Raw genomic sequence first — 19,533 nt, forward strand, 5'->3', positions numbered from 1 at the left:
CGGCCGGGACGGCGGGCGCGGCCGGGACGGCGGGCGCGGCCGGGACGGCGGGCGCGGCCGGGACGGCGGGCGCGGCCGAAGACCCCGTCTGACGGCCGGGCGCCGGGCGCCCCCGCCGACCACCCCCGACGGGCGCGCGCCCGTCGGCGGGAGGCGTGGTGCGCCCCCGCCCGTGCCCTCCGGCCCCGGTTTCCCGGGCCGTCGTTTCCCGCCTGCGCAACCCCTTGACGCCCCACACCGGGGCCCTTAACGTTCACGATCAATTCATACGTATGCACTCTCTGCACCCCTCATTAACCGCGCGATCGGAGAAGCCATGTCCGCCGCAGCGCCACCCAGTCCAGACGTCGGCACTCCCCCGGCCGACCCGCACAAGCGGAAGGCGATACGCAGAGCCATCGGCGCGGGCAGCATCGGCAACTTCGTCGAGCAGTTCGACTACGGCCTGTACGGCTACATGGCCCCGATCATGGCCCCGGCGTTCTTCCCCGAGAGCGACAGGACCGTGGCGGTGCTGGGCACGTACGCGATCATCGCCGTCGCCTGCCTGTTCCGTCCGCTGGGCGGCACCCTCGTGGGCCGCTGGGGGGACAGGGTCGGCCGCAGGAAGACACTCCTGTGGACCATCGTGGCCATGGGCGTGGCCACCGCCGCGATCGGGCTGCTGCCCACGTACCAGCAGATCGGCGTCGCCGCGCCGATCCTGCTCCTGCTGATCCGCGTCGTCCAGGGCGCGGTCTCGGGCGGCGAGTACGTCGGGGCCGTCGCGTTCATCGTCGAGTGGGCGGAGCCGGACCGGCGGGCCTACTACACGTCGTACGCGTCCAACAGTTGCTTCGTCGGCACCCTCGCGGGCGCCGGTACGGCCGCCCTGACCAGTTGGGTCTTCGAGGGCGAGGCCCTGGACACGTACGGCTGGCGACTCCCGTTCCTGCTGGCGGTCCCGCTCACGCTGGCCGGGATGTGGCTGCGACGTCACATCGAGGAGACCCCGGAGTTCGTCCGCGCGACCGAGGAGGGGACGAACGTCGTCAAGTCGCCGGTCCGTGAGGCGCTGCGCTCGCAGTGGCGGCCGATCCTGGTCTTCTGCGGGATCTCGATCATGCTCGCGATCCTCTCCTACACCTGGGTCACGTTCTATCCGCAGTACCTGACCGGCACGCTCGGGATGCCGCGCTGGATGGGCCTGGCCTCGAACGCCATCTCCATCGCCGTGCTCATCCCGGCCCTGCCGCTGGCCGGCATCCTGTCGGACCGCATCGGGCGCAAGCCCATGCTGATCACCGGCGCCCTCGCATCCATCGTGCTCGTCCCGCTCGCCTTCCACGTCGGCGAGGGCGGCACCTTCGGGACGGCCGTGGCCAGCCAGCTCATCTACATCGTGCCGGAGTTCTTCCTGACGGGCATCGTCACCGTCTGCGTGGCCGAACTCTTCGCCACGCGTACGAGGTTCAGCGCCGGTGCCATCGCGTACAACAGCTCGTTCTCCATCTTCATGGGCATCACGCCGTTCGTCGCGACGCTGCTCGTCAGCACCTTCGGCACCATCTACGCCGTCTGGGCCTATCTGGCGGTGGCGGCCCTGCTGGCCCTGGTCGTCGTGAGCGCCTTCATGACGGAGACGTACCGGAGCCAACTGGGCGCCGACAAGTTCGCCCGCTAGCACGGCAGGCGGCTTCCCCGGCCACTCCCCCAACTCGCCCTCTACATACGCATTCAGATCACTACCGGAACGGAAACACCATGCCCCTGGACCCCGTCGCCCACCTCCCCTACAAGGACCCGGACGACTTCATCCGCGAGGTGACCGACCGCATCTGGGTCGACCGCGACATCGCCCACATCGTCGACAACTACGAGCCCGACTCGATCGTCCACACCAGCCTCGGCACCGTCGTCGGCCGTGACGGTGTCATCGAGGGCACCACCATCCGCATGGGCGAGGCCCCGGGCCACATCGGCCAGGCGGAGGACGTGGTGTGGGAGGCGCGGGGCGACGACGCCTTCCTCAGCTCCCACCTGGTCTTCTCCGCCGACGAGCACCTCGTGGACGGCCGCAACGTCCGCATCCGCAAGCGCACGGTGGCCAACTGCCTGTACCGGCGCGGCCGGATGGTGGAGGAGTGGGTGGTGCGCGACGAGCTGGCCGACTGCCTGCAACGCGGCCAGGACCCGGACGAGGCGGCCCGCGCGCTGACCTTCCAGGGGTACACCGGCTCCATGCTCGACGAGCCGCCGGAGGACGTGCTGCTGAGCGGGGTCAGCGGTGCCCGTCCGGACGAGTTCAGCGCCGAGTGCGAGATGGTGCTCAAGTTCATCGACGAGGTGTGGACACAGCGCCAACTGCACAAGGTCGGCGACTACATGGACCGCGACCTGTTCCTCCACACGATCGGCGACCGCACCGTCATCCGCCCCGAGCGCTACCAGAGCGACCTCCTCGCCATGGTCGCCCCCTTCCCCGACGCGCGGTTCGCCGTCCGTGACGTCCAGACGAACCACTCCCCGCGCTACGCGGGCCTGCGCGTGGCCGTCCTGTGGACCATGCACGGCACCTACCGCGGCACCCCCGCCTTCGGCCCCCTCACCGGCAGCCCTGTCACGGTGCTCGGTGTCTCGCAGTTCCTGGTCCAGGAGGGGCGCATCGTGAAGGAGGTCCGCGTCTACGACGAAGTATCCCTGCGCGCCCAGCTCAACGCGTCGCGCGAGGACGGCCCCCAGGTCGAGGCCAACATCTACTGACCTCCCCCGAAGCCGACGGGCCCGCCACCGGCACTCCGGCAGCGGGCCTGTCCGCGCCTCTCTCCCTCCCGAGGTGCCGCTCGCTCAGTCGCGGTTCGCGGTCTGCTGCTTCCTGGACCATGCGGTGGCGTCGGCTCCGTAGCGGGCCAGAAGGCGTGCGAACTGGATCCGCTCCTCCTGGGACCAGGCGGCGGTGATCTCCTGGAACGCGCTGCGCTGTTCGGCGGCGAAGCGGTCGCGCTCGGCCTCGCCGTGCTCGGTCAGTTCGAGCACGGTGCGGCGTCCGTCGGACTGGGAGGCCGCCCGGCGCAGCAGCCCGTCCTCGATGCAGGCGGCGACGGTCCGGCTGGCCACCGGCTGGGCGACGCCCATCTCGGCGGCGAGGCCGCCGACGGTCGTCTCGCCCGGCGCGTCGGCGATCACATTGAGCACGAGGTTGCGGGAGAGGTCCTTGCCCGACGCCGGTGCGCGTCGCCGCAGACGTGACAGGGCCGGGCCGATCTGGTCCAGCGCCTGGTCGTCGGAAGGCTGCTCGGAGAAGGGCGCGCTGCTCATGTGAAGGAGTCTAGGCCCGGCCCGCCCATTTGCATACCGTTAGGTAAGTGCATAGCATCAGGTATGTAAATCCGGGGCTCACCGTCCTGGACCGACCAGAAAACGAGGCGGACTGCCATGGCGCTCACCGCGATCACCAACGCGCGAGTCTTCGACGGAGAGAAGACGGCAGGCGTGCGGACCGTGGTCATCGACGGCGGGCGGATCGCCCGTGTCGGTGGCGAGGCCCCCCGGGACAGCGAGATCGTCGACGGCGACGGCGCCACCCTGCTGCCGGGACTCATCGACGCCCATGTCCACTCCGCTCCGGGCTCCCTGGCGCTCGCCCTGCGGTTCGGGGTGACGACCGAACTGGAGATGCAGGGGATGAACACACGGGAGAACCGGGGGCCCATCACCGACGACGACACCGTGGCCGACGTGCGCTCCTCCGGCTTCGCCATCACGCCGCCCGGCGGTCACCCCAGCGAGCTGATGCCGGAGGGCTTCCGGCCCAAGTGGGACCTGCCCCCGGTGATGCCCCTGATGCCGTTCTCCACCACCCCCGAGGAAGCCGTCGCCTTCGTGCCCCAGCTCCTCGCCCGGGGATCCGACTTCATCAAGTTCATGATCGACGACGGCAGCGTGGAGGGGCACCCCGGACTGCCCTCCCTCGACCAGGCCACCGTCAACGCCGGTGTGGCCGAGGCCAAGAAGTACGGCGCCCTCACCGTGGCCCACGCGCTGACCGTCGACGCCACCAGGATGGCCGCCGAAGCCGGCGTCGACGGCCTCACCCACGTGTTCATGGACCAGCCGCACACCGCCGAGATCATCGCCCTCATCAAGGACGCGGGCATGTTCGTCATCCCCTGCGTCACGCTCAACGCCTCGATGATGGGGATCACCGGCAGCGCACTCGCCGACGACCCCCGCGTCGCCGCACGCCTCGACAGCAAGTGGGACGAGACCCTGCGCTCCAGCTACGGCCGCTACCCGCAGGGCAGGCTCGACGACGTGTACGACACCGTGCGCGCGCTGGACGCCGCCGGCGTGGACGTGCTCGCAGGCACCGATGTCTCCATGCCCGAGACGTTCTTCGGGGGCCTGGCACACGGGGCGAGCCTCCACCACGAATTGCAGTACCTCGTGGCCGCCGGCCTCACGCCCGCACGGGCCCTGCGCGCGGCCACGGCGACCACGGCCCGCCGCTTCCGCCTCAGCGACCGGGGCCGCATCGCCGAAGGACTCCGCGCCGACCTCCTGCTGGTCGACGGCGACCCGACCAGCGACATCGGCGACACCCTCAACACCCGCGCCGTCTGGCGCCGCGGCACCCGCCTGGCGGCGTGACCACCCCGGCCCTTACACGATCGCGGACGTGTACCGGCGCTCACGGGCGGCTCCGCAGGTGAGGGGAACCCCGGCCGCCGCGCGGCAGGGGTCCCCCTCAGAGGCGGTGAGCGCCGGTCAGCGGGCGGGGTCGCCCGCGCCGGAACCGTCACCGTGAATCGGGCAGGTCAGCGTTGCAGGGTGAGGAGGCCAGGGCGCCAGGGGAGTTGGTTGTAGGGGCCCCCGGCCGAGGGCGACTTGCCCTGGTAGAGGAACTGGAGGTTGCAGGGGTCGACGGTCATGGTCTGGTCGGGGTTGTTGCGCACGAGGTCACCGTGGCTGATGTCGTTGGTCCAGGTGGCGCCGCTGTTGGCCTTGCCCGCGAAGGGGTTGCTCTCGCTCGCGGCCTGCGGGGTCCACGAGCCGTTCAGGCTGTCGGCCGTGAAGGAGCGGAAGTAGCGCCCGTTCGCGCCCATCGCCTCGACGATCATGAGGTACTTGTTCTGGCCCTGGACCTTGTAGACCTGTACGCCCTCGAACAGGTTGGCCTTCGTGTCGCTCATGACCGTCGTGTACGACGAGCCGAAGCTGCCCGGGAAGTTCCCGATGGGCATGCTCGCCCGGTAGATCTTGCCGTTGTCACCGGCGAAGAACAGGTACATGTTCTGGCCGTCGGCGATCAGGGTCTGGTCGATCGGGCCGGTGTCGGAGCCGGAGATGCTGCCGGTGAACAGCGGCTGCGGCGACGACCAGCCGTTGGGGTTGGTGGGGTCGCTCGACGTGCGGTAGATGAACGGCCACGCACCCCACTGGTACGCCAGCACCCAGATGTTCTTGGGCGCGAAGTAGAACAGCGTGGGCGCCACCGCGGCCTGATTCATCCCGCTCTGGCCGGCCGAGGCCATGTCCGACCAGTTCGTGAAGGGAGCGAACGTCATCGAGCCGTACGACGATCCCGACACGTTGGACGCGTAGACCAGGTGTTTGCCGTTGTACGTCACGGTGGTGAAGTCCTTGAGCGAGAGCCACCCGTTCGCTGGCTGCGCCAGCACACCCGTCGACGACCACCTGTACGTCGACGGAAGAGAACACGTGCCGTCCGGCGGCGTCGCGGGCAGGCCGGTCCACTTCTGGTCGCTGCCGCCGTCGCACGTCCCGATCTGCACCGCCGTGCCGTTGGCCGTACCGGCACCCGCGGCCTCCAGGCACAGCCCGGACTCCACTCCGACGACCGTGCCGTCGGAGTTCACCCGCCACTGCTGGTTCGCGCCGCCGGAGCAGGCCCAGATCTGCACCCGGGTACCGGACGAGGTGGCGTGGCCCGGGACATCCAGGCATTTGTTGCCGTACACGGTCAACTGTTTGCTGTCCGTCGACGTCCACTGCTGGTTGGTCCCGCTCCAGCAGTCGTAGATCTGTAGGTACGTGCCGTCGGTCTGACTGGCTCCCGGCACATCGAGACACCGGTTCGAACCAACGCCGCGTAAAGCGCCACTGGCGGCTGCCTGAGCCGGGATGGCGACGAGCATCGCCGCCAGCGCGGCCAGGACCGCCACAGCGGCGAGCACCACAGACGGTCGTCCGGGGCTGAAACTTCCTCTGCGCATGGGGAGTTCCCCAACCTTGAGTAGACGGTTCCGGTGGCCTCGTCGGAGGTTGTCCGGGCTTGTTGGTGTAGTGCGGTGGGCGGGGTGGGCGGTGGGCCGGTGCCGGCCCCGTTCAGGGCGTGGACAGCTCGAACCGCGTGACGCGGACCGAACCACCGAGCGCCCGGGTGGCATGGTTGAAGAGCGCGAACCGGTAGCCCATGAAGAACCGCCAGTCGTTGCCCATGGAGAAGGCGGGTCCGAGCCGGGTGAACGTGACGCCGTCGGCGCTGTAGGAGAAGGTCCCCTGACGTGCCGCGCCGGCGCGGATGTCCGCGCTCGCGCGCAGCCAGACACGGCCGCCCGGGGCGGCGGCGCTCGCCAGCTCGTAGCCGGTGCCGGTGGTGTTCCAGCCGCTGTCCATGGTCAGCCCGCCGACCGTCACCACGCGTGTGGCGCCGCCCTCGCGCTTGACACCGATCCACGCGGAGGAGTCGCGCAGCAGCGCGAGTCCGGCCCGGTCGCCGTCCCGCATCGCGACGCTGTCCAGCTCGACCGTGGCGGTGGAGGTGGGGCCCTGGATGCGGTGCGTGAGGGTGTTGCGGGCCCAGTACAGGTCGTCGGTGACCGTCGCGGTGCGCAAGGTCAGCCCGTTGTCGACCGACCACTTGGTGTTGTCCGGGTTGTGGTTCCACTCCCATCTCGGCTTGAGGGCCGTGCCGTCGAAGGTGTCGACGCCGATCATGGGGGTGACCTGGCGGGGCGGCGGCGGCACGACCGGGCTGGGGTAGGTGGTGCCCCACGCGCCGTTCACCAGTTGGACGACGGGCCACCCGTCCCCGGTCCAGGTGACCGGAGCCAGCGCGGGCACGCGCCCGCCGGGGTAGGCGTCGACGAACGCCAGGTAGTACCAGGCGCCGTTCTGCGTCTGCACCAGACCGCCCTGGTGCGGGACGCCTCCGCCGGGGACCGGCCCGCGCAGGTCGAGGAGCACCTGCCTCATCGTGTACGGGCCGAAGGGGCCGCCCGACGACTTGAGGATGTACTGCCCGTTCGCGGGGCGGGTCAGGAAGATGTAGTACTGCCCGTTGATCTTGTAGAAGCGGGAGCCCTCCAGGATCCCGACGCTCGACGGGGTCGTGAACACCTGCTGCGTGCGCACCTGGGTGCGGCCGTCGGGGGAGAGCTGGGCCACGCTGATCGTGGTGTTGCCGTACGCCACGTACAGGGTGTCGTCGCTGTCGACCAGCAGTCCCGCGTCGTAGTAGGGCGTGCTGATCGTCGTCAGCCGGTTCCACGGCCCCTCGACGGCCGTCGCGGTGTAGATGTACGTCCGGGCGAAGTCGATCTGGCCCAGCCAGTAGAACGTCCCGTTGCTCGGACGGTAGGCCAGCGACGACGCCCAGATCCCTCTGACATAGCCGCGGCCCCCGTTCAGGTCGTACTTGGCGCCGAAGTCCAGAACCGGCACCGAGTGACCGGCGATCTCCCAGTGCACCAGGTCGTACGAGCGCAGGACGGGCGCACCCGGCGAGTAGTGCATGGTCGAGGCCGAGGCGTAGTAGGTGTTTCCGACGCGGATGACGTCGATGTCCGCGAAGTCCTGCCAGATCACCGGGTTCGTGTACACATCGGCGGCGGCGCGGGCCGCCCCTTGGGCTGGGGCGGCAGCGGCGCGGGAGGCTCCCGTCGACGGGAGGACCGCGCCGGTGGCGAGACCGGTGGCGGCGGCCAGCGCGCGACGCCGGGGGAAAGGCTGACGAGACCATGACATGCGCATACGGCAGACTCCTTGCGGCTCGGCGTTCGAGGAGATGACCCGGAGATGCCTTGCTGTGCGATGGAGCTACCGACATGTTCGTCATACCGAACAATGGTCGATTTATCGAGCAACCTAGATGATAAGGAACCGGCGAACGACGTCAATACCTCTCGCAACCTCTCGCACATGTCACCTCGGCGGCACCGGAACATTCCTTCGGCCGGGCGGGCGACCGGACGGCAGGATGCGCGACGGAGGGTGGCTTCGGCGGGGGAGGGTGGCACGGGCCACGGACGCGCGGCGAGGCGCTCAAGGTGCTGGTGCGGCCGTGAGCAGGCAACCTGTGAGCAACGCGATGGGCGTCTCGGCGCGGGTGGGTGCCACCGTGCCCGCCGTCCGGGCGCACACCGCGACCGAGGCCCGGGACGCCGCCGACGGAACTGGTGCCGACACCATGATCACCACCGCACAGCGCACGCCGTCACCCACGGCGGAGCGGCCGGGCGGGACCCCGGCCCACGCGACGCCGGTCCTCACGGTCGTCTGCGTCAGCTACTTCATGGTCGTCCTCGACAACTCGATCGTCTTCACCGGCCTGCCGCAGCTCCGCTCCACCCTGGGGTTCTCCGAGACCGGCCTGTCCTGGATCACCAACGCCTACGTCCTCGTCTTCGGCGGACTGCTGCTGCTGGGCGCCCGGACCGGCGACCTCTTCGGCCACCGCAGGGTCTTCCTGCTCTCCCTCGCCGCCTTCTCCCTGACCTCCCTCCTGGTGGGCGCCGCACAGACCCAGTGGTGGCTGATCGGCGCCCGGGCGCTCCAGGGCGTCGGCGCCGCCGTCCTGGCCCCGTCCGCGCTGTCGCTGCTCACGTGCGGCTTCGCCGAGGGCCGGGCCCGGAACCGGGCGATGGCCGCCTACAGCGCCGTCACCGGCCTCGGTGCCGCCCTCGGACTGGTCGTCGGAGGGCTGGCCGCGGACCTCGTCTCGTGGCGGGCCGGGTTCTTCCTCAATGTGCCGGTCGGCGCCCTGATGATGGTCATGGCCCTGCGGTACCTGCCCGGGACCGAGCGCCGTGGCGGCCGTTTCGACGTGGCGGGGGCGCTGCTGGCAACCCTGGGCTCGACGGCCCTGGTCCTGGGCATCGTGAACACCGCCGAATTCGGCTGGACCGCCCCCGCCACCCTGATACCGCTGGTGGCGGGCGTAGCACTGCTGGCCCTGTTCGCCGGGGTGGAGCGGCGGGCCGCCCAGCCGATCGTGCCCCTGCGGCTGTTCGCCAGCCGGGAGCGCAGCGGCGCCTACGTCACCCGGATGCTCTACATGGGCGCGATGATGGGGTTCTACTTCTTCACCGCCCAGTTCATGCAGAGCGTCTACCACTGGACACCGCTGGAGACCGGTCTCGCGTTCCTGCCGATGACGCTGGTCAGCTTCGCCCTCGCCGTCCAGGTGCCCCGGCTCCTGGAGCGGGTGGCACGGCCGCTGGTCCTCGTGTCCGGGGTCGCTCTGACCGCAGCAGGCATGGCGTGGCTGAGCCGTCTCGGCCTGCACACCCCCTACGTGACCGGTGTCGCCCTGCCGATGGTGCTCATCGGCGCCGGGCAGGGCCTGGCGCTGGCCCCGCTGACCTCCAGCGGCGTCGACGGTGTCGCCCCGGCGGACGCGGGCGCCGCCTCCGGCCTGGTCAACACCGTCCACCGGATCGGCAGCGCACTGGCCCTGGGCATCCTGGCCGCCGTCGCCGCGACCGTCTCCACCGGCCACTCGCCCGCCGACATCGCGGCCCGCTCCGGAGCGGCCCTGACCGGCTCCGCCGTGCTGCTCGCCCTGGCCGTCGTCACCGTCCTCACCCTGATCGTGCCCACGTGGGCCACCCGCGACGAAGGGACCCGCTGATGCGGACCCTCACCCTCGACAACGGCGTCGGGACGCCTGCCCTCGCCGACGTCGGCCGCGCCGTCCCCGAAGCCTGACGCCCGGCCCGGACCGTCCCGTCCCGTCCCGTACACCGGAGGCGAGCACCAGGACCACCCGCTACGCGTCGCCGGGGCGCACCGACAGCCGGTGGTGGAAGACGTCCCGGGGGTCCCAGCGGTCCTTCGCCCGCTGGAGGGCGGCGTAGTTGGCGCCGTGGTAGAGCGCGTGCCACGGCGTGCCCGAGGTGTTGTGGCGGGGGTCTGCCAGATCGGCGTCGGCGTAGTTGATGAAGGCACCCGTGCGCGCGGGCACGCCCCCGGTGTCCGCGTACACGTCCCGGTACAACTCGCGGAGGAATCCGCGGTGCCGCTCGTCCTCGGCTGCCTGCTCCCAGCCGGTCAGGAACATGAGCTTGAGCACGGAATCGCGGTGCGCGACGGCGGTGGCGTGGGACGGCACCGCGTTGACCCGGCCGCCGTACGTGTTGAGGCTGACGATTCCCGCAGGGTACGTGTAGTCGGTCCTGGTGAGGTGGTGGTGGACGGCCCGCACCTGATGATGTGTCAGAGCGCGGTCGGCGTAGGCGGATTTCACCGCCAGCCGGTACAGCGGGCCGGGAACGTCGGGGCTGCCGATGACGGATGCCGCGGTCAGCCAGGACAGCGTGTGCGTCCGGACGAGGGGCTTGAGCCCGGCACCGGCGCCGAGCGCGGCGAGCTGATCGTCGAGGACGCGGCGCGCTGAAGGACCGGTGTCCGCCACCTGACCGATGAGGACGATGCTGCCGGCGGCCTCACGGTTCAGCAGCAGTTCGCTGTACAGGCGCGCTGCCCGGGTCCCGGGTGCGGAGTTGCGTTCCGCCCAGGTGCCGTAGGCGCCGACGAGCCGGGTGAACGTGTCGCGGTCCAGGTCCTTCCAGGACCACTCGGCGCGGAAGGAGAGCACGGAGGGGGGCGGTTCCGGCAGGTCCCGGAACCAGAAGCGGGTGACGATGCCGAAGCTGCCGCCCCCGCCGCCGGTGTGGGCCCACCACAGGTCGCGGTGCGGATCGTTCTCCTCGCGCGTGGCGACCACCGCACGGGCCCGCCCGGCCCTGTCCACGACGACCACTTCCACCGCGTACAGGCAGTCGACGGACAGACCGTGCAGACGGCACAGCGTGCCGTAGCCCCCGCCCGGGACGTGGCCGCCCAGTCCCACGTCGGCGCACCACCCGGCGGGCAGGGTCACACCCCAGCCGACGTACAGGTCCCGGTACGCCGCGCCGAGCCCGCCGCCCGCCCCGACCATGAACGCCTCGCGCTCCTCGTCGTACCGGACGGCCGTCATCCGGCACAGGTCCACGATGACGCGGACGCTGTCGTTGTCCACGAAGTCCTCGAAGCCGTGACCACCGCTGCGGGCCACGACATGCCGGCGCCGGCGTACGGCCTCCTGCACCGCGTGGACGACTTGGGCGGTCGTGGTGGGCAGGTGGATGCGCCGGGGGTGGCCGCTGAAGCGCCTGTTGTAGCCACGGGCGGCGAGGGCCTCATAGCGGGGGTCGCCGGGTCCGAGGACGATGTCGCCCCGCGACGGCGTCGCCCTCGTCCCCCTCCCCGCTGTCCGGGCATGGGCGGCGGACGTGAGCGGTGGACAGGCCGCCCCCGCCGTGGCCGCGCCGACGGCAGCGGTGCGCAGGACAGTGCGTCGAGTGTGCTCCGGCATGGCTCGCTTCCCTTCCGCGGGATGCTGGGGTACGCGGCAGAGCACGCAAGCCGCTGCCGACAGCTCCGACGGTAGGAAGCCCCGGACCGGGCGGGAATCCGGCTGGCCGGTGGCCCGACGGGGACCCAACCCCCTTGCCGGCCCGGCTCCTGCACTTGCCGTCCCACCGCCGCGACTGACGGCCGGACACCGTCCGACGTCAGACCGGCAGGTCGTCGGGCAGCACCCGGAACACCTTGTGCCGGCCCAATGGGCGCACGGCCCGGAAATCTCGCCGGCCGAGCGTGAGCACCGCGTCGGTGTCGTACTCAGCGGCAAGGGCCACGTTCACCGCGTCCGCGAGGTCCAGGTCCAGGTCGCGATACCGGGCGCGCACCGACTGGGCGACACCCAGATGATCCTCCGTGATCCCGGGCAGCACGACACGGCCTCGTCGTGCCCAATGGCGGATGTCGTCGACCGCGCTGAGCGCCGCTTCACGGCCGAGCTCGCGCGTGGCGACGTGGTCGATCTCCGCGAGCAGCAGCGGGGACATCACCAGAAGCCCGGCAGCCATGATCGCTTCGTTCGATGCCTGGTGCTCGGGGTGAGCGGAGTCGAGCGCCGCGAGCAGCCCGGAAGTGTCCGCGATGACGACGATCACGCAGCGGTACCGGTCCCGGTCTCGCGGCTCACCGCATCGGCGACAGCGTCACGCACGTCGTGCTTATCGGGGGTGCGCCCCTCTCCCCGGAAGGTGCGCGAGAAGAGGGGCTCGTCCCATACGCGGTTGGCCATGGCCGCGAGATGGATGCCCTGGCGAATGATCTCCGCCTCACTCATACCGCGCCGCTTCGCAGCCTCTTTGATGATCGAGAGGTCTTCCGGATCAGCATAGACATTGGTGCGCTTCATCGGCATGTACCAAGACTAGCGTATGTACCACACTGATGTATGCTCGCCGCAGCCAGGCCCTATGGGCCGACGAATCCGGCAAATCCGCAGCTCAGGCGCCCTTCCCCGCCGGTTCCAGAATCGCCACGCACTCCATGTGCTGCGTCATCGGGAAGAGGTCGAAGGCGCGGAGGAAGCGGGGGCGGTAGCCGGACTCGGTGAAGTATTTGAGGTCCCGGGCCAGGGCCGCCGGGTCGCAGGCGACGTAGGCGATACGGCGCGGGGTGAGGGCCGCGATGTGCTGGACCGTGCGTTTGCCCGCGCCCGCGCGGGGCGGGTCCAGGACGACGAGGTCCGCCTCGGTGATGCCCGTGCGGGGCAGCACCGACTCGACCTTGCCGTGCTCGACGCGCACCCGGGGAAAGTCCTCCAGGTTGCGCCGCGCGTCCTCGACCGCGCGCTTGCCCGACTCGATGCCGAGGACGGCGCCCGCCTCACCCACCCGGTCGGCGAGCGCCCCCGCGAAGAGGCCGACGCCGCAGTACAGGTCGAGGGCCATCTCGCCCTTGCGCGGGGTCAGGCCGCGCATGACCGCGTCGACGAGGAGGTCGGCGGCCTGCGGGTGCACCTGCCAGAAGCCGCCCTCGCCGACGCGCCAGGTGCGCCCGTCGGCCCGCTCGCGCACGAAGTCCCTGCCGTGCACCCGGTGCACGCTCTTGACGCCCGTCTTCGACTCCCCCACCCGCAGCACGGAGACGGGCTTGTCCAGCTCGACGATGGGCAGCCGCCCGCCGGGCCTCGGGGTGAGGACGACCTGACGGTCCTGGGAGCCGGTCGCGGCGATCGCGTCCACGGACGCGATCTGCGGCCACTCGCGCTTCTCGATGCCCAGCTCGTCGATGCCGGGGGCCGCGATCAGGCAGCGGTCGATGGGCTCGACGTCGTGCGAGCGGTGCCGTCGCAGGCCCGCGCGCCCCTCCTCGTCGATCGCGTACTGCACCCGCGTGCGCCAGCCGGGCACCTCACCGGGCGGCAGCTTGTCCCCGGGCGCCGGTTCCACCGTGCCGTCCCAGGACACGTCCTGCGGGGTCATCCCGGCCAGCCGCTCCAACTGCTCGGTCAGCACCTCGGCCTTCAGGCGGCGCTGTGCGCCGGGCTTCGCGTGCTGCCAGTCGCAGCCGCCGCAGCGCCCGGGGCCCGCGTAGGGGCAGGGCGCCTCGACGCGGTCCTTGGAGGGCTGGAGGATCCGCACGGCGTCGGCGCGCAGGAAGCGCGAGTCCTCGTGCCCCTCGGTGACGCGTGCGACGACGCGCTCGCCGGGCAGCGTGTGGCGTACGAAGAGCACCCGGCCCCCCTCGGTACGGGCGACGCAGTGCCCTCCGTGGGCGACGGGACCGACCTCGACCTCGTACTCCTCGCCGACGAGCGAGGGTGCGGGGGCTTCTGCGGAGGCGTCGGGCATGCGGGGTGGCTCCAGATGACGAGTGGGGGCGAATGGCGACAAGCGGGCGAGCGAGGACGAGCGGTGGCGCGGTGCGGCGGGAGGCCGCGACGCGCGGGGTGCGGCGTGCTGAGCGGTGCGCTGCGGCGTGCCGGGGTCGTGCCCGGGGGCCGGTGTGACGAGCAGCCGTCCAGTCTACTGCCCGTACCCGCCCCCTCCGCGCAGCGGGCAGGGCGGACACGGGCCGGGCCGGACCGGTCCAGTCCGGCCCGGCCCGTCACCGCTCGCGCTGCCCGGATCCCTCCCCGTCCTTCCCCGACGACATCCCGGCCGCCGACTTCGCGCCGGGCCGGATCGCGGGACCACGGCGCACCGAGCCCGGCGCGTTCCACTCGGCACGGCGCTTGGCCCGCTTCCTGGCCGCCTCCGAGGACTCCAGCTGCCAGGGCACGGAGGTGACCATGACCCCTGGCGTGTAGAGCAGGCGGCCCTTGAGCCGCAGGGCGCTCTGGTTGTGGAGCAACTGCTCGTACCAGCGGCCGACGACGTACTCGGGGATGTAGACGCTGACGACGTCCCGCGGATTCTCCCTGCGCAGCCGCTTCACGTACTCGATGACGGGCCGGGTGACCTCGCGGTACGGGGAGTCCAGGATCTTCAGCGGCACGCCGATGCCGCGCTCCTCCCACTGCTTGCGCAACTGCACCGTCTCGTCCGCGTCGACGCTGATGGTGACGGCCTCCAGGCTGTCGGAGCGCATCAGCCGCGCATAGGCGAGGGCACGCAGCGTCGGCTTGTGGATCTTGGAGACGAGCACGATGGAGTGGACGCGCGAGGGCCGCACGGTCTTCTCGTCCGTGTCGTCCGCGGCGAGTTCCTCGGCGACCAGGTCGTAGTGCCTGCGGATCGCGGTCATGACGGCGTAGAAGAGCGCCATGCCGACGAGCGAGACCCACGCGCCGTGGGAGAACTTCGTGATGAGGACCACGATCAGCACGAGCCCGGTGAAGAACGCGCCGAAGGTGTTGATGGCGCGCGAGCGGTGCATGTGGCGGCGCTTGGCCTGGTCGCGCTCGGTGCGCAGGTGCCGGTTCCAGTGCCGTACCATGCCGGTCTGGCTGAGGGTGAACGAGACGAAGACGCCCACGATGTAGAGCTGGATGAGGCGCGTGGAGTCGGCCTCGTAGACCACCACGAGTATCGCGGCGGCCCCCGCCAGCAGCACGATGCCGTTGGAGAACGCCAGCCGGTCGCCGCGGGTGTGGAGCTGACGCGGCAGATAGCGGTCCTGCGCGAGGATCGAGCCCAGCAGCGGGAAGCCGTTGTACGCCGTGTTCGCGGCGAGGAAGAGCACCAGCGCCGTCGCAGCGGCCAGGAATATGAAGGGGATCGATCCGTCACCGAAGACCGCCGCCGCCACCTGCGAGATGACGGGGTTCTGGGTGTAGTCGTGGCCCGCGGGCTGCCCGTTGATGAGCAGGTCCTTGGCGGGGTCCTCGGCCATCTTGACGCCCGTGCTGAGCGCGAGCGCGATCACGCCGCAGAACATGGTGACGGCGATGAGGCCCATCATCGCCAGCGTGGTCGCGGCGTTCTTCGACTTCGGCTTGCGGAAGGCGGGCACGCCGTTGCTGATGGCCTCGACGCCCGTCAGCGCCGCGCAGCCGGAGGAGAAGGCGCGCAGCAGCAGGAACGAGAGCGCCAGGCCCGAGAGCCCGCCGGTGTGCTCACTGGCGATGTCGTAGTCGGCCGTCGGCGCGCGCATCTCCTCGCCGAGGACGGCGCCGCGCACGACGCCCCACACGATCAGCGCGAAGACACCGGCGACGAAGCAGTAGGTCGGGATCGCGAAGAGCTTGCCCGACTCCCTGACGCCGCGCAGGTTCATCAGCGTCAGCAGCACGATCATGACCACGGCCACGAGCGTCTTGTGCTCGACGATGAACGGCACGGCCGAGCCGAGGTTCTCCACCCCCGAGGAGATGGAGACGGCCACGGTCAGCACGTAGTCCACCAGCAGGGCACTGGCCACGGTGAGCCCGGCCCGTCTGCCCAGGTTGGTCGTGGCGACCTCGTAGTCGCCACCACCCGAGGGGTACGCGCGCACGTTCTGCCGGTACGAGGCGACGACGGTGAACATCAGCACCACGACCGCGACCGCGATCCATGGGCTGAAGTGGTACGCCGACACTCCCGCCACCGAGAGCACCAGCAGCACCTCGCCCGGCGCGTAGGCCACCGAGGACAGCGGGTCGGAGGCGAACACGGGCAGGGCGACGCGCTTCGGCAGCAGCGTCTCACTCAGGCGGTCGCTGCGGAGCGCCCTCCCGAGGAGGAGTCGTTTCGGTACGTCGGTCATCCTGGACACGGAGAGGATCGTATGCGGTCAGTCGTGCGATGCTGGGACGGCCCGCTGTACGGGACGAGAGGGACGGGCGTGCACGTTGTGATCATGGGCTGCGGCAGGGTTGGTGCCGAGCTTGCCCAGACGCTGGAACAACAAGGCCATACGGTCGCGGTCATCGACCAGGACCCGACGGCTTTCCGCCGCCTGGGCTCGGGCTTCGGTGGCCGCCGGGTGACCGGTGTCGGCTTCGACCAGGACACCCTGCGGGAGGCCGGTATCGAGGAGGCCGGTGCCTTCGCCGCGGTGAGCAGTGGTGACAATTCCAACATCATCGCCGCTCGCGTGGCACGAGAGATGTTCAGCATCGAGCACGTGGCCGCGCGCATCTACGACCCGCGGCGGGCCGAGGTCTATCAGCGGCTCGGCATTCCGACGGTCGCCACGGTGCGCTGGACCGCGGACCAGATGCTGCGCAGGCTGCTGCCCTCGGGCGCCGAGCCGCTGTGGCGCGACCCCAGCGGGGGCGTCCAGCTCGCCGAGGTGCACGCCTCCCCCGCGTGGGTGGGCTACCGCGTCAGCAAGCTCCAGGAGGAGACGGGCGTACGCGTGGCCTTTCTCACCCGGCTGGGCGAGGCCATGCTGCCGACGTCCCAGACGGTGTTGCAGGAAGGCGACCTGGTGCACGTGATGATGCGCTGCGACCAGGTCGGTGAGGTCGAGGCGGCGTTCGCCATGGGGCCCGAGGAGGCTCGTCAACGATGAGGGTTGCCATTGCGGGCGCGGGCGCCGTGGGGCGTTCGATCGCGGGTGAGCTGCTGGAGAACGGGCACGAGGTGCTGCTCATCGACAAGGCGCCCACCGCGATCTCGGTCGAGCGGGTCCCCCAGGCGGAGTGGCTGCTGGCCGACGCCTGCGAGATCACCTCGCTGGACGAGGCGGCGCTGGAGCGGTGCCATGTGGTGATCGCGGCCACGGGCGACGACAAGGTGAACCTCGTCGTCTCCCTGCTCGGCAAGACGGAGTACGGGGTGCCGCGCGTCGTCGCACGCGTCAACAACCCCAAGAACGAGTGGCTGTTCAACGAGTCCTGGGGCGTCGACGTCGCCGTGTCCACCCCGCGCCTGATGTCGGCGCTGGTGGAGGAGGCGGTGAGCGTGGGCGATCTGGTGCGTCTGATGCGCTTCTCGCAGGGCGACGCCAACCTCGTCGAGCTGACGCTGCCTCCGGAGGCGGCGCTGGCGGGGACCCGGGTGGGCGATGTCACCTGGCCCGAGGACACGGCGCTGGTGACGATCATCCGCGGCAACCGCGTGCTGACGCCCGATCCGGACGACGCGCTGGAGGCGGGCGACGAGCTGCTGTTCGTCGCGGCCCCGGCGCGCGAGGAACAACTGGAGGAACTCCTCTCGGTCCGCGCCTGACACGACCTGGCTGACGCAAGTAGCCACAGAAGAGGCCCCGTTCCTTCCCGCCTTGTCGGCGGGGACGGGGCCTCTGCTGTGGCCGTGGTGCGGTGGCGGGCAGCTGCTCTGCGGTGGGGGCCGATCGACGGGCGCCGCGCGGCTCCGGGGCGGTCTCCCCGGGGCGCGGGCACCGGTGAGGATGCTGGGCGGACCTCCCGGGCACGAAGCGCCGACGCGGCTACGGCGCGGCGGACGGGGCACGAGGCGCCGGGCAGGGCCCGTGACACGCCCTGAGAGGCCGTGTGCGCTCCTCGGCCCCGGAACGGGGCCGCCCGTGGCACGCGCACGCACTCAGCGCCGTCAGCGGCGCCCCCTGCGCCGGTCCCGCGACGGCGGAACGCCGGGCGCGGAACCGCGCGGCCGTCAGCGACGGTGGCGGCCCGGACAGGCGGCGGGGCCGCCCCCGGCAGCAGGCTCCGAGGAGAGGCTGCCAGGCACCGTCTCGTCCGACACCAACACCGACAGCACCGGCACCGGCACCGGCAGTCGCGGCAGCGGGCCATGACGCCGGGTGCTCCGCGACGGCGGAACGCCGGGCGCGGAACCGCGCGGCCGTCAGCGGCGGTGGCGGCCCGGACGCGCTGCGGGGCCGCCACCGGCGGCAGGGTCCGAGTGGAGGTCGCCGGGCGCGCCCTCGTCCAATGCGGGCGCGGCAGCGCCCCCCCGCTTCGCGGCCTCCTCGGCCTCCTCCGCCGCCTCCATCTCCGCGATGACGTTGATCGGCGGCGGCGCCTTGGCGAGGAAGATCCACGTGAGGTAGACCGCGAGGAGGAAGGGCGGGATCTTCAGCGCGACCGTGACCCAGCCGAACTGCTGGGTGTCGCCCCAGAAGTAGAGCGGGAAGAGCACCGCGCACTTGGCGAGCAGGATGACGCCCCAGGCGTAACTGGCCTTCGTGTACGCCTTCTTGCGGCCCGGGTTGCGCGTGCGCCAGGAGAGGTTCTCCTTGAACACCGGGCCGAGGACCAGCCCCAGCAGCGGTACGCCCGCGACGGAGGTGGCGAGATAGGCGATGGCCAGGCCGAGCGTGTAGAGCATGCCCGGCAGGTAGAAGTCCTTGGCGTTGCCGGTCATCATCGCGAAGAGCACGCCGAAGGCGACTCCGAAGACCCCGCTGAAGGCGTGCTTCACGGTGTCCCTGCGGACGAGCCGGACCAGGCCCATCACCGCGGACAGGCCGAGGGCCGTCAGCGCGGCGGCGTGGATGTCCTTGTTGACCGTGTACCAGGCGATGAAGACGAGACCGGGAACCGTGGTCTCCACCAGGCCGCGCACGCCGCCGAACGCCTCGAAGAGGGCGGCTTCCGTGACGGCGTGGGATCCCTGGGCGTCCTGATCTTCCTGGACTTCCTGGCCGTCCCGCTCGCCCGTCTCCGGGCCCGCGGTCGGCTTGTCGAGGGAGGTCACCCGCTACTCCTGTCCGAGGGGTCGCAGCTCGTACTTGGGATTGAACATCACGGGACGCCCGCGGTTGCTCGCGATGCGTCCCCAAGCGATCAGCTTCCTGCCCGGCTCTATGCCCGCGATGGCGCGACGGCCCAGCCAGACGACGTCCAGCGCCGCCGAGCCGTCGAACAGCTCGGCCTCCAGCGTGGGGACTCCGGCGCGCGGTCGCAGCGTCACCGTGCGCAGTGTGCCGGTGACGCGCACTATCTGGCGGTCGCCGCAGTCACAGATACGGGTGCAGCCCGTGCTGTCCGCGTCCTGCCGCAGCTCCGCTGAGCGCAGGTCCTCCTCGGAGGAGGACAGCCGCTCCAGGAAGCGCCGGAAGCGTCCGCCTCCGGCGGGCTCGGCCCTGTCGGCTCGGGTGAGGCCACTCATAACAGCC

General features: G+C 71.1%; 16 protein-coding genes. 6 read left to right on the forward strand and 10 right to left on the reverse strand.

The window, feature by feature from the left end; all coding sequences use genetic code 11:
• Window positions 1-316 precede the first annotated feature (316 nt).
• Together ACYVOO_RS10985 and ACYVOO_RS10990 are read left to right on the forward strand one after the other, a co-directional pair.
• On the forward strand, window positions 317-1,663 hold the full coding sequence (locus ACYVOO_RS10985; protein WP_461015467.1) for an MFS transporter: 1,347 nt from the start codon (window positions 317-319) through the stop codon (window positions 1,661-1,663).
• A gap of 80 nt (window positions 1,664-1,743) precedes the next feature.
• Window positions 1,744-2,742: a nuclear transport factor 2 family protein gene (locus tag ACYVOO_RS10990; protein WP_461015468.1), complete on the forward strand. Its 999-nt coding sequence runs from the start codon at window positions 1,744-1,746 to the stop codon at window positions 2,740-2,742.
• 84 nt (window positions 2,743-2,826) lie between these two features.
• Here the strand turns inward: ACYVOO_RS10990 and ACYVOO_RS10995 are convergent, their stop codons facing one another.
• Window positions 2,827-3,297 (reverse strand): MarR family winged helix-turn-helix transcriptional regulator, encoded by a 471-nt coding sequence (locus ACYVOO_RS10995; RefSeq protein ID WP_461015469.1) that lies wholly within the window; start codon window positions 3,295-3,297, stop codon window positions 2,827-2,829.
• Between the two features lie 117 nt (window positions 3,298-3,414).
• Between ACYVOO_RS10995 and ACYVOO_RS11000 the strand changes: the two genes are divergently transcribed.
• Window positions 3,415-4,629 carry an amidohydrolase family protein gene (locus ACYVOO_RS11000; protein ID WP_461015470.1) on the forward strand — a complete coding sequence of 405 codons (1,215 nt, stop codon included), beginning with the start codon at window positions 3,415-3,417 and terminating at the stop codon, window positions 4,627-4,629.
• Window positions 4,630-4,796: 167 nt separating this feature from the next.
• Here the strand turns inward: ACYVOO_RS11000 and ACYVOO_RS11005 are convergent, their stop codons facing one another.
• Both ACYVOO_RS11005 and ACYVOO_RS11010 read right to left on the reverse strand, forming a co-directional pair.
• Window positions 4,797-6,215 (reverse strand): non-reducing end alpha-L-arabinofuranosidase family hydrolase, encoded by a 1,419-nt coding sequence (locus tag ACYVOO_RS11005; RefSeq protein WP_461015471.1) that lies wholly within the window; start codon window positions 6,213-6,215, stop codon window positions 4,797-4,799.
• Between the two features lie 112 nt (window positions 6,216-6,327).
• Window positions 6,328-7,968, reverse strand: coding sequence for a glycoside hydrolase family 43 protein (locus ACYVOO_RS11010; protein WP_461015472.1), 1,641 nt, complete (start codon window positions 7,966-7,968; stop codon window positions 6,328-6,330).
• A gap of 316 nt (window positions 7,969-8,284) precedes the next feature.
• Between ACYVOO_RS11010 and ACYVOO_RS11015 the strand changes: the two genes are divergently transcribed.
• The gene (locus tag ACYVOO_RS11015) at window positions 8,285-9,853 is read left to right on the forward strand and encodes an MFS transporter (protein WP_461015473.1); all 1,569 of its coding nucleotides are present in this window, start codon (window positions 8,285-8,287) and stop codon (window positions 9,851-9,853) included.
• Window positions 9,854-9,991: 138 nt separating this feature from the next.
• On the opposite strand, the gene ACYVOO_RS11020 is transcribed toward ACYVOO_RS11015, so the two are convergent.
• From ACYVOO_RS11020 to ACYVOO_RS11040, 5 genes are all read right to left on the reverse strand, one after another.
• Window positions 9,992-11,581: an FAD-binding protein gene (locus ACYVOO_RS11020; protein ID WP_461015474.1), complete on the reverse strand. Its 1,590-nt coding sequence runs from the start codon at window positions 11,579-11,581 to the stop codon at window positions 9,992-9,994.
• Window positions 11,582-11,780: 199 nt separating this feature from the next.
• Window positions 11,781-12,224, reverse strand: coding sequence for a PIN domain-containing protein (locus tag ACYVOO_RS11025; RefSeq protein ID WP_461015475.1), 444 nt, complete (start codon window positions 12,222-12,224; stop codon window positions 11,781-11,783).
• Entirely contained in the window at window positions 12,221-12,481 is a 261-nt protein-coding gene (locus tag ACYVOO_RS11030; RefSeq protein WP_461015476.1) for a ribbon-helix-helix domain-containing protein, read from the reverse strand. The genes ACYVOO_RS11025 and ACYVOO_RS11030 overlap by 4 nt, the downstream gene beginning before the upstream one ends.
• An 85-nt stretch (window positions 12,482-12,566) precedes the next feature.
• A complete protein-coding gene (locus ACYVOO_RS11035) occupies window positions 12,567-13,916 on the reverse strand; it encodes a class I SAM-dependent RNA methyltransferase (RefSeq protein WP_461015477.1) in 1,350 nt (449 codons plus the stop codon).
• Between the two features lie 256 nt (window positions 13,917-14,172).
• The gene (locus tag ACYVOO_RS11040; RefSeq protein ID WP_461015478.1) at window positions 14,173-16,263 is read right to left on the reverse strand and encodes an APC family permease; all 2,091 of its coding nucleotides are present in this window, start codon (window positions 16,261-16,263) and stop codon (window positions 14,173-14,175) included.
• Between the two features lie 69 nt (window positions 16,264-16,332).
• Between ACYVOO_RS11040 and ACYVOO_RS11045 the strand changes: the two genes are divergently transcribed.
• Complete coding sequence (locus ACYVOO_RS11045) at window positions 16,333-17,004, forward strand: potassium channel family protein (protein WP_461015479.1); 672 nt, start codon at window positions 16,333-16,335, stop codon at window positions 17,002-17,004.
• Window positions 17,001-17,663, forward strand: a complete 663-nt coding sequence (locus ACYVOO_RS11050; RefSeq protein WP_453351172.1) for a potassium channel family protein — start codon at window positions 17,001-17,003, stop codon at window positions 17,661-17,663. The genes ACYVOO_RS11045 and ACYVOO_RS11050 overlap by 4 nt, the downstream gene beginning before the upstream one ends.
• A 597-nt stretch (window positions 17,664-18,260) precedes the next feature.
• Here the strand turns inward: ACYVOO_RS11050 and ACYVOO_RS11055 are convergent.
• Entirely contained in the window at window positions 18,261-19,112 is an 852-nt protein-coding gene (locus ACYVOO_RS11055; protein WP_461015480.1) for a DUF3159 domain-containing protein, read from the reverse strand.
• A 3-nt stretch (window positions 19,113-19,115) separates the two neighbouring features.
• Window positions 19,116-19,526 (reverse strand): OB-fold nucleic acid binding domain-containing protein, encoded by a 411-nt coding sequence (locus ACYVOO_RS11060; RefSeq protein ID WP_453346652.1) that lies wholly within the window; start codon window positions 19,524-19,526, stop codon window positions 19,116-19,118.
• Window positions 19,527-19,533: the final 7 nt, after the last annotated feature.

This window comes from Streptomyces daliensis, from assembly GCF_054782395.1.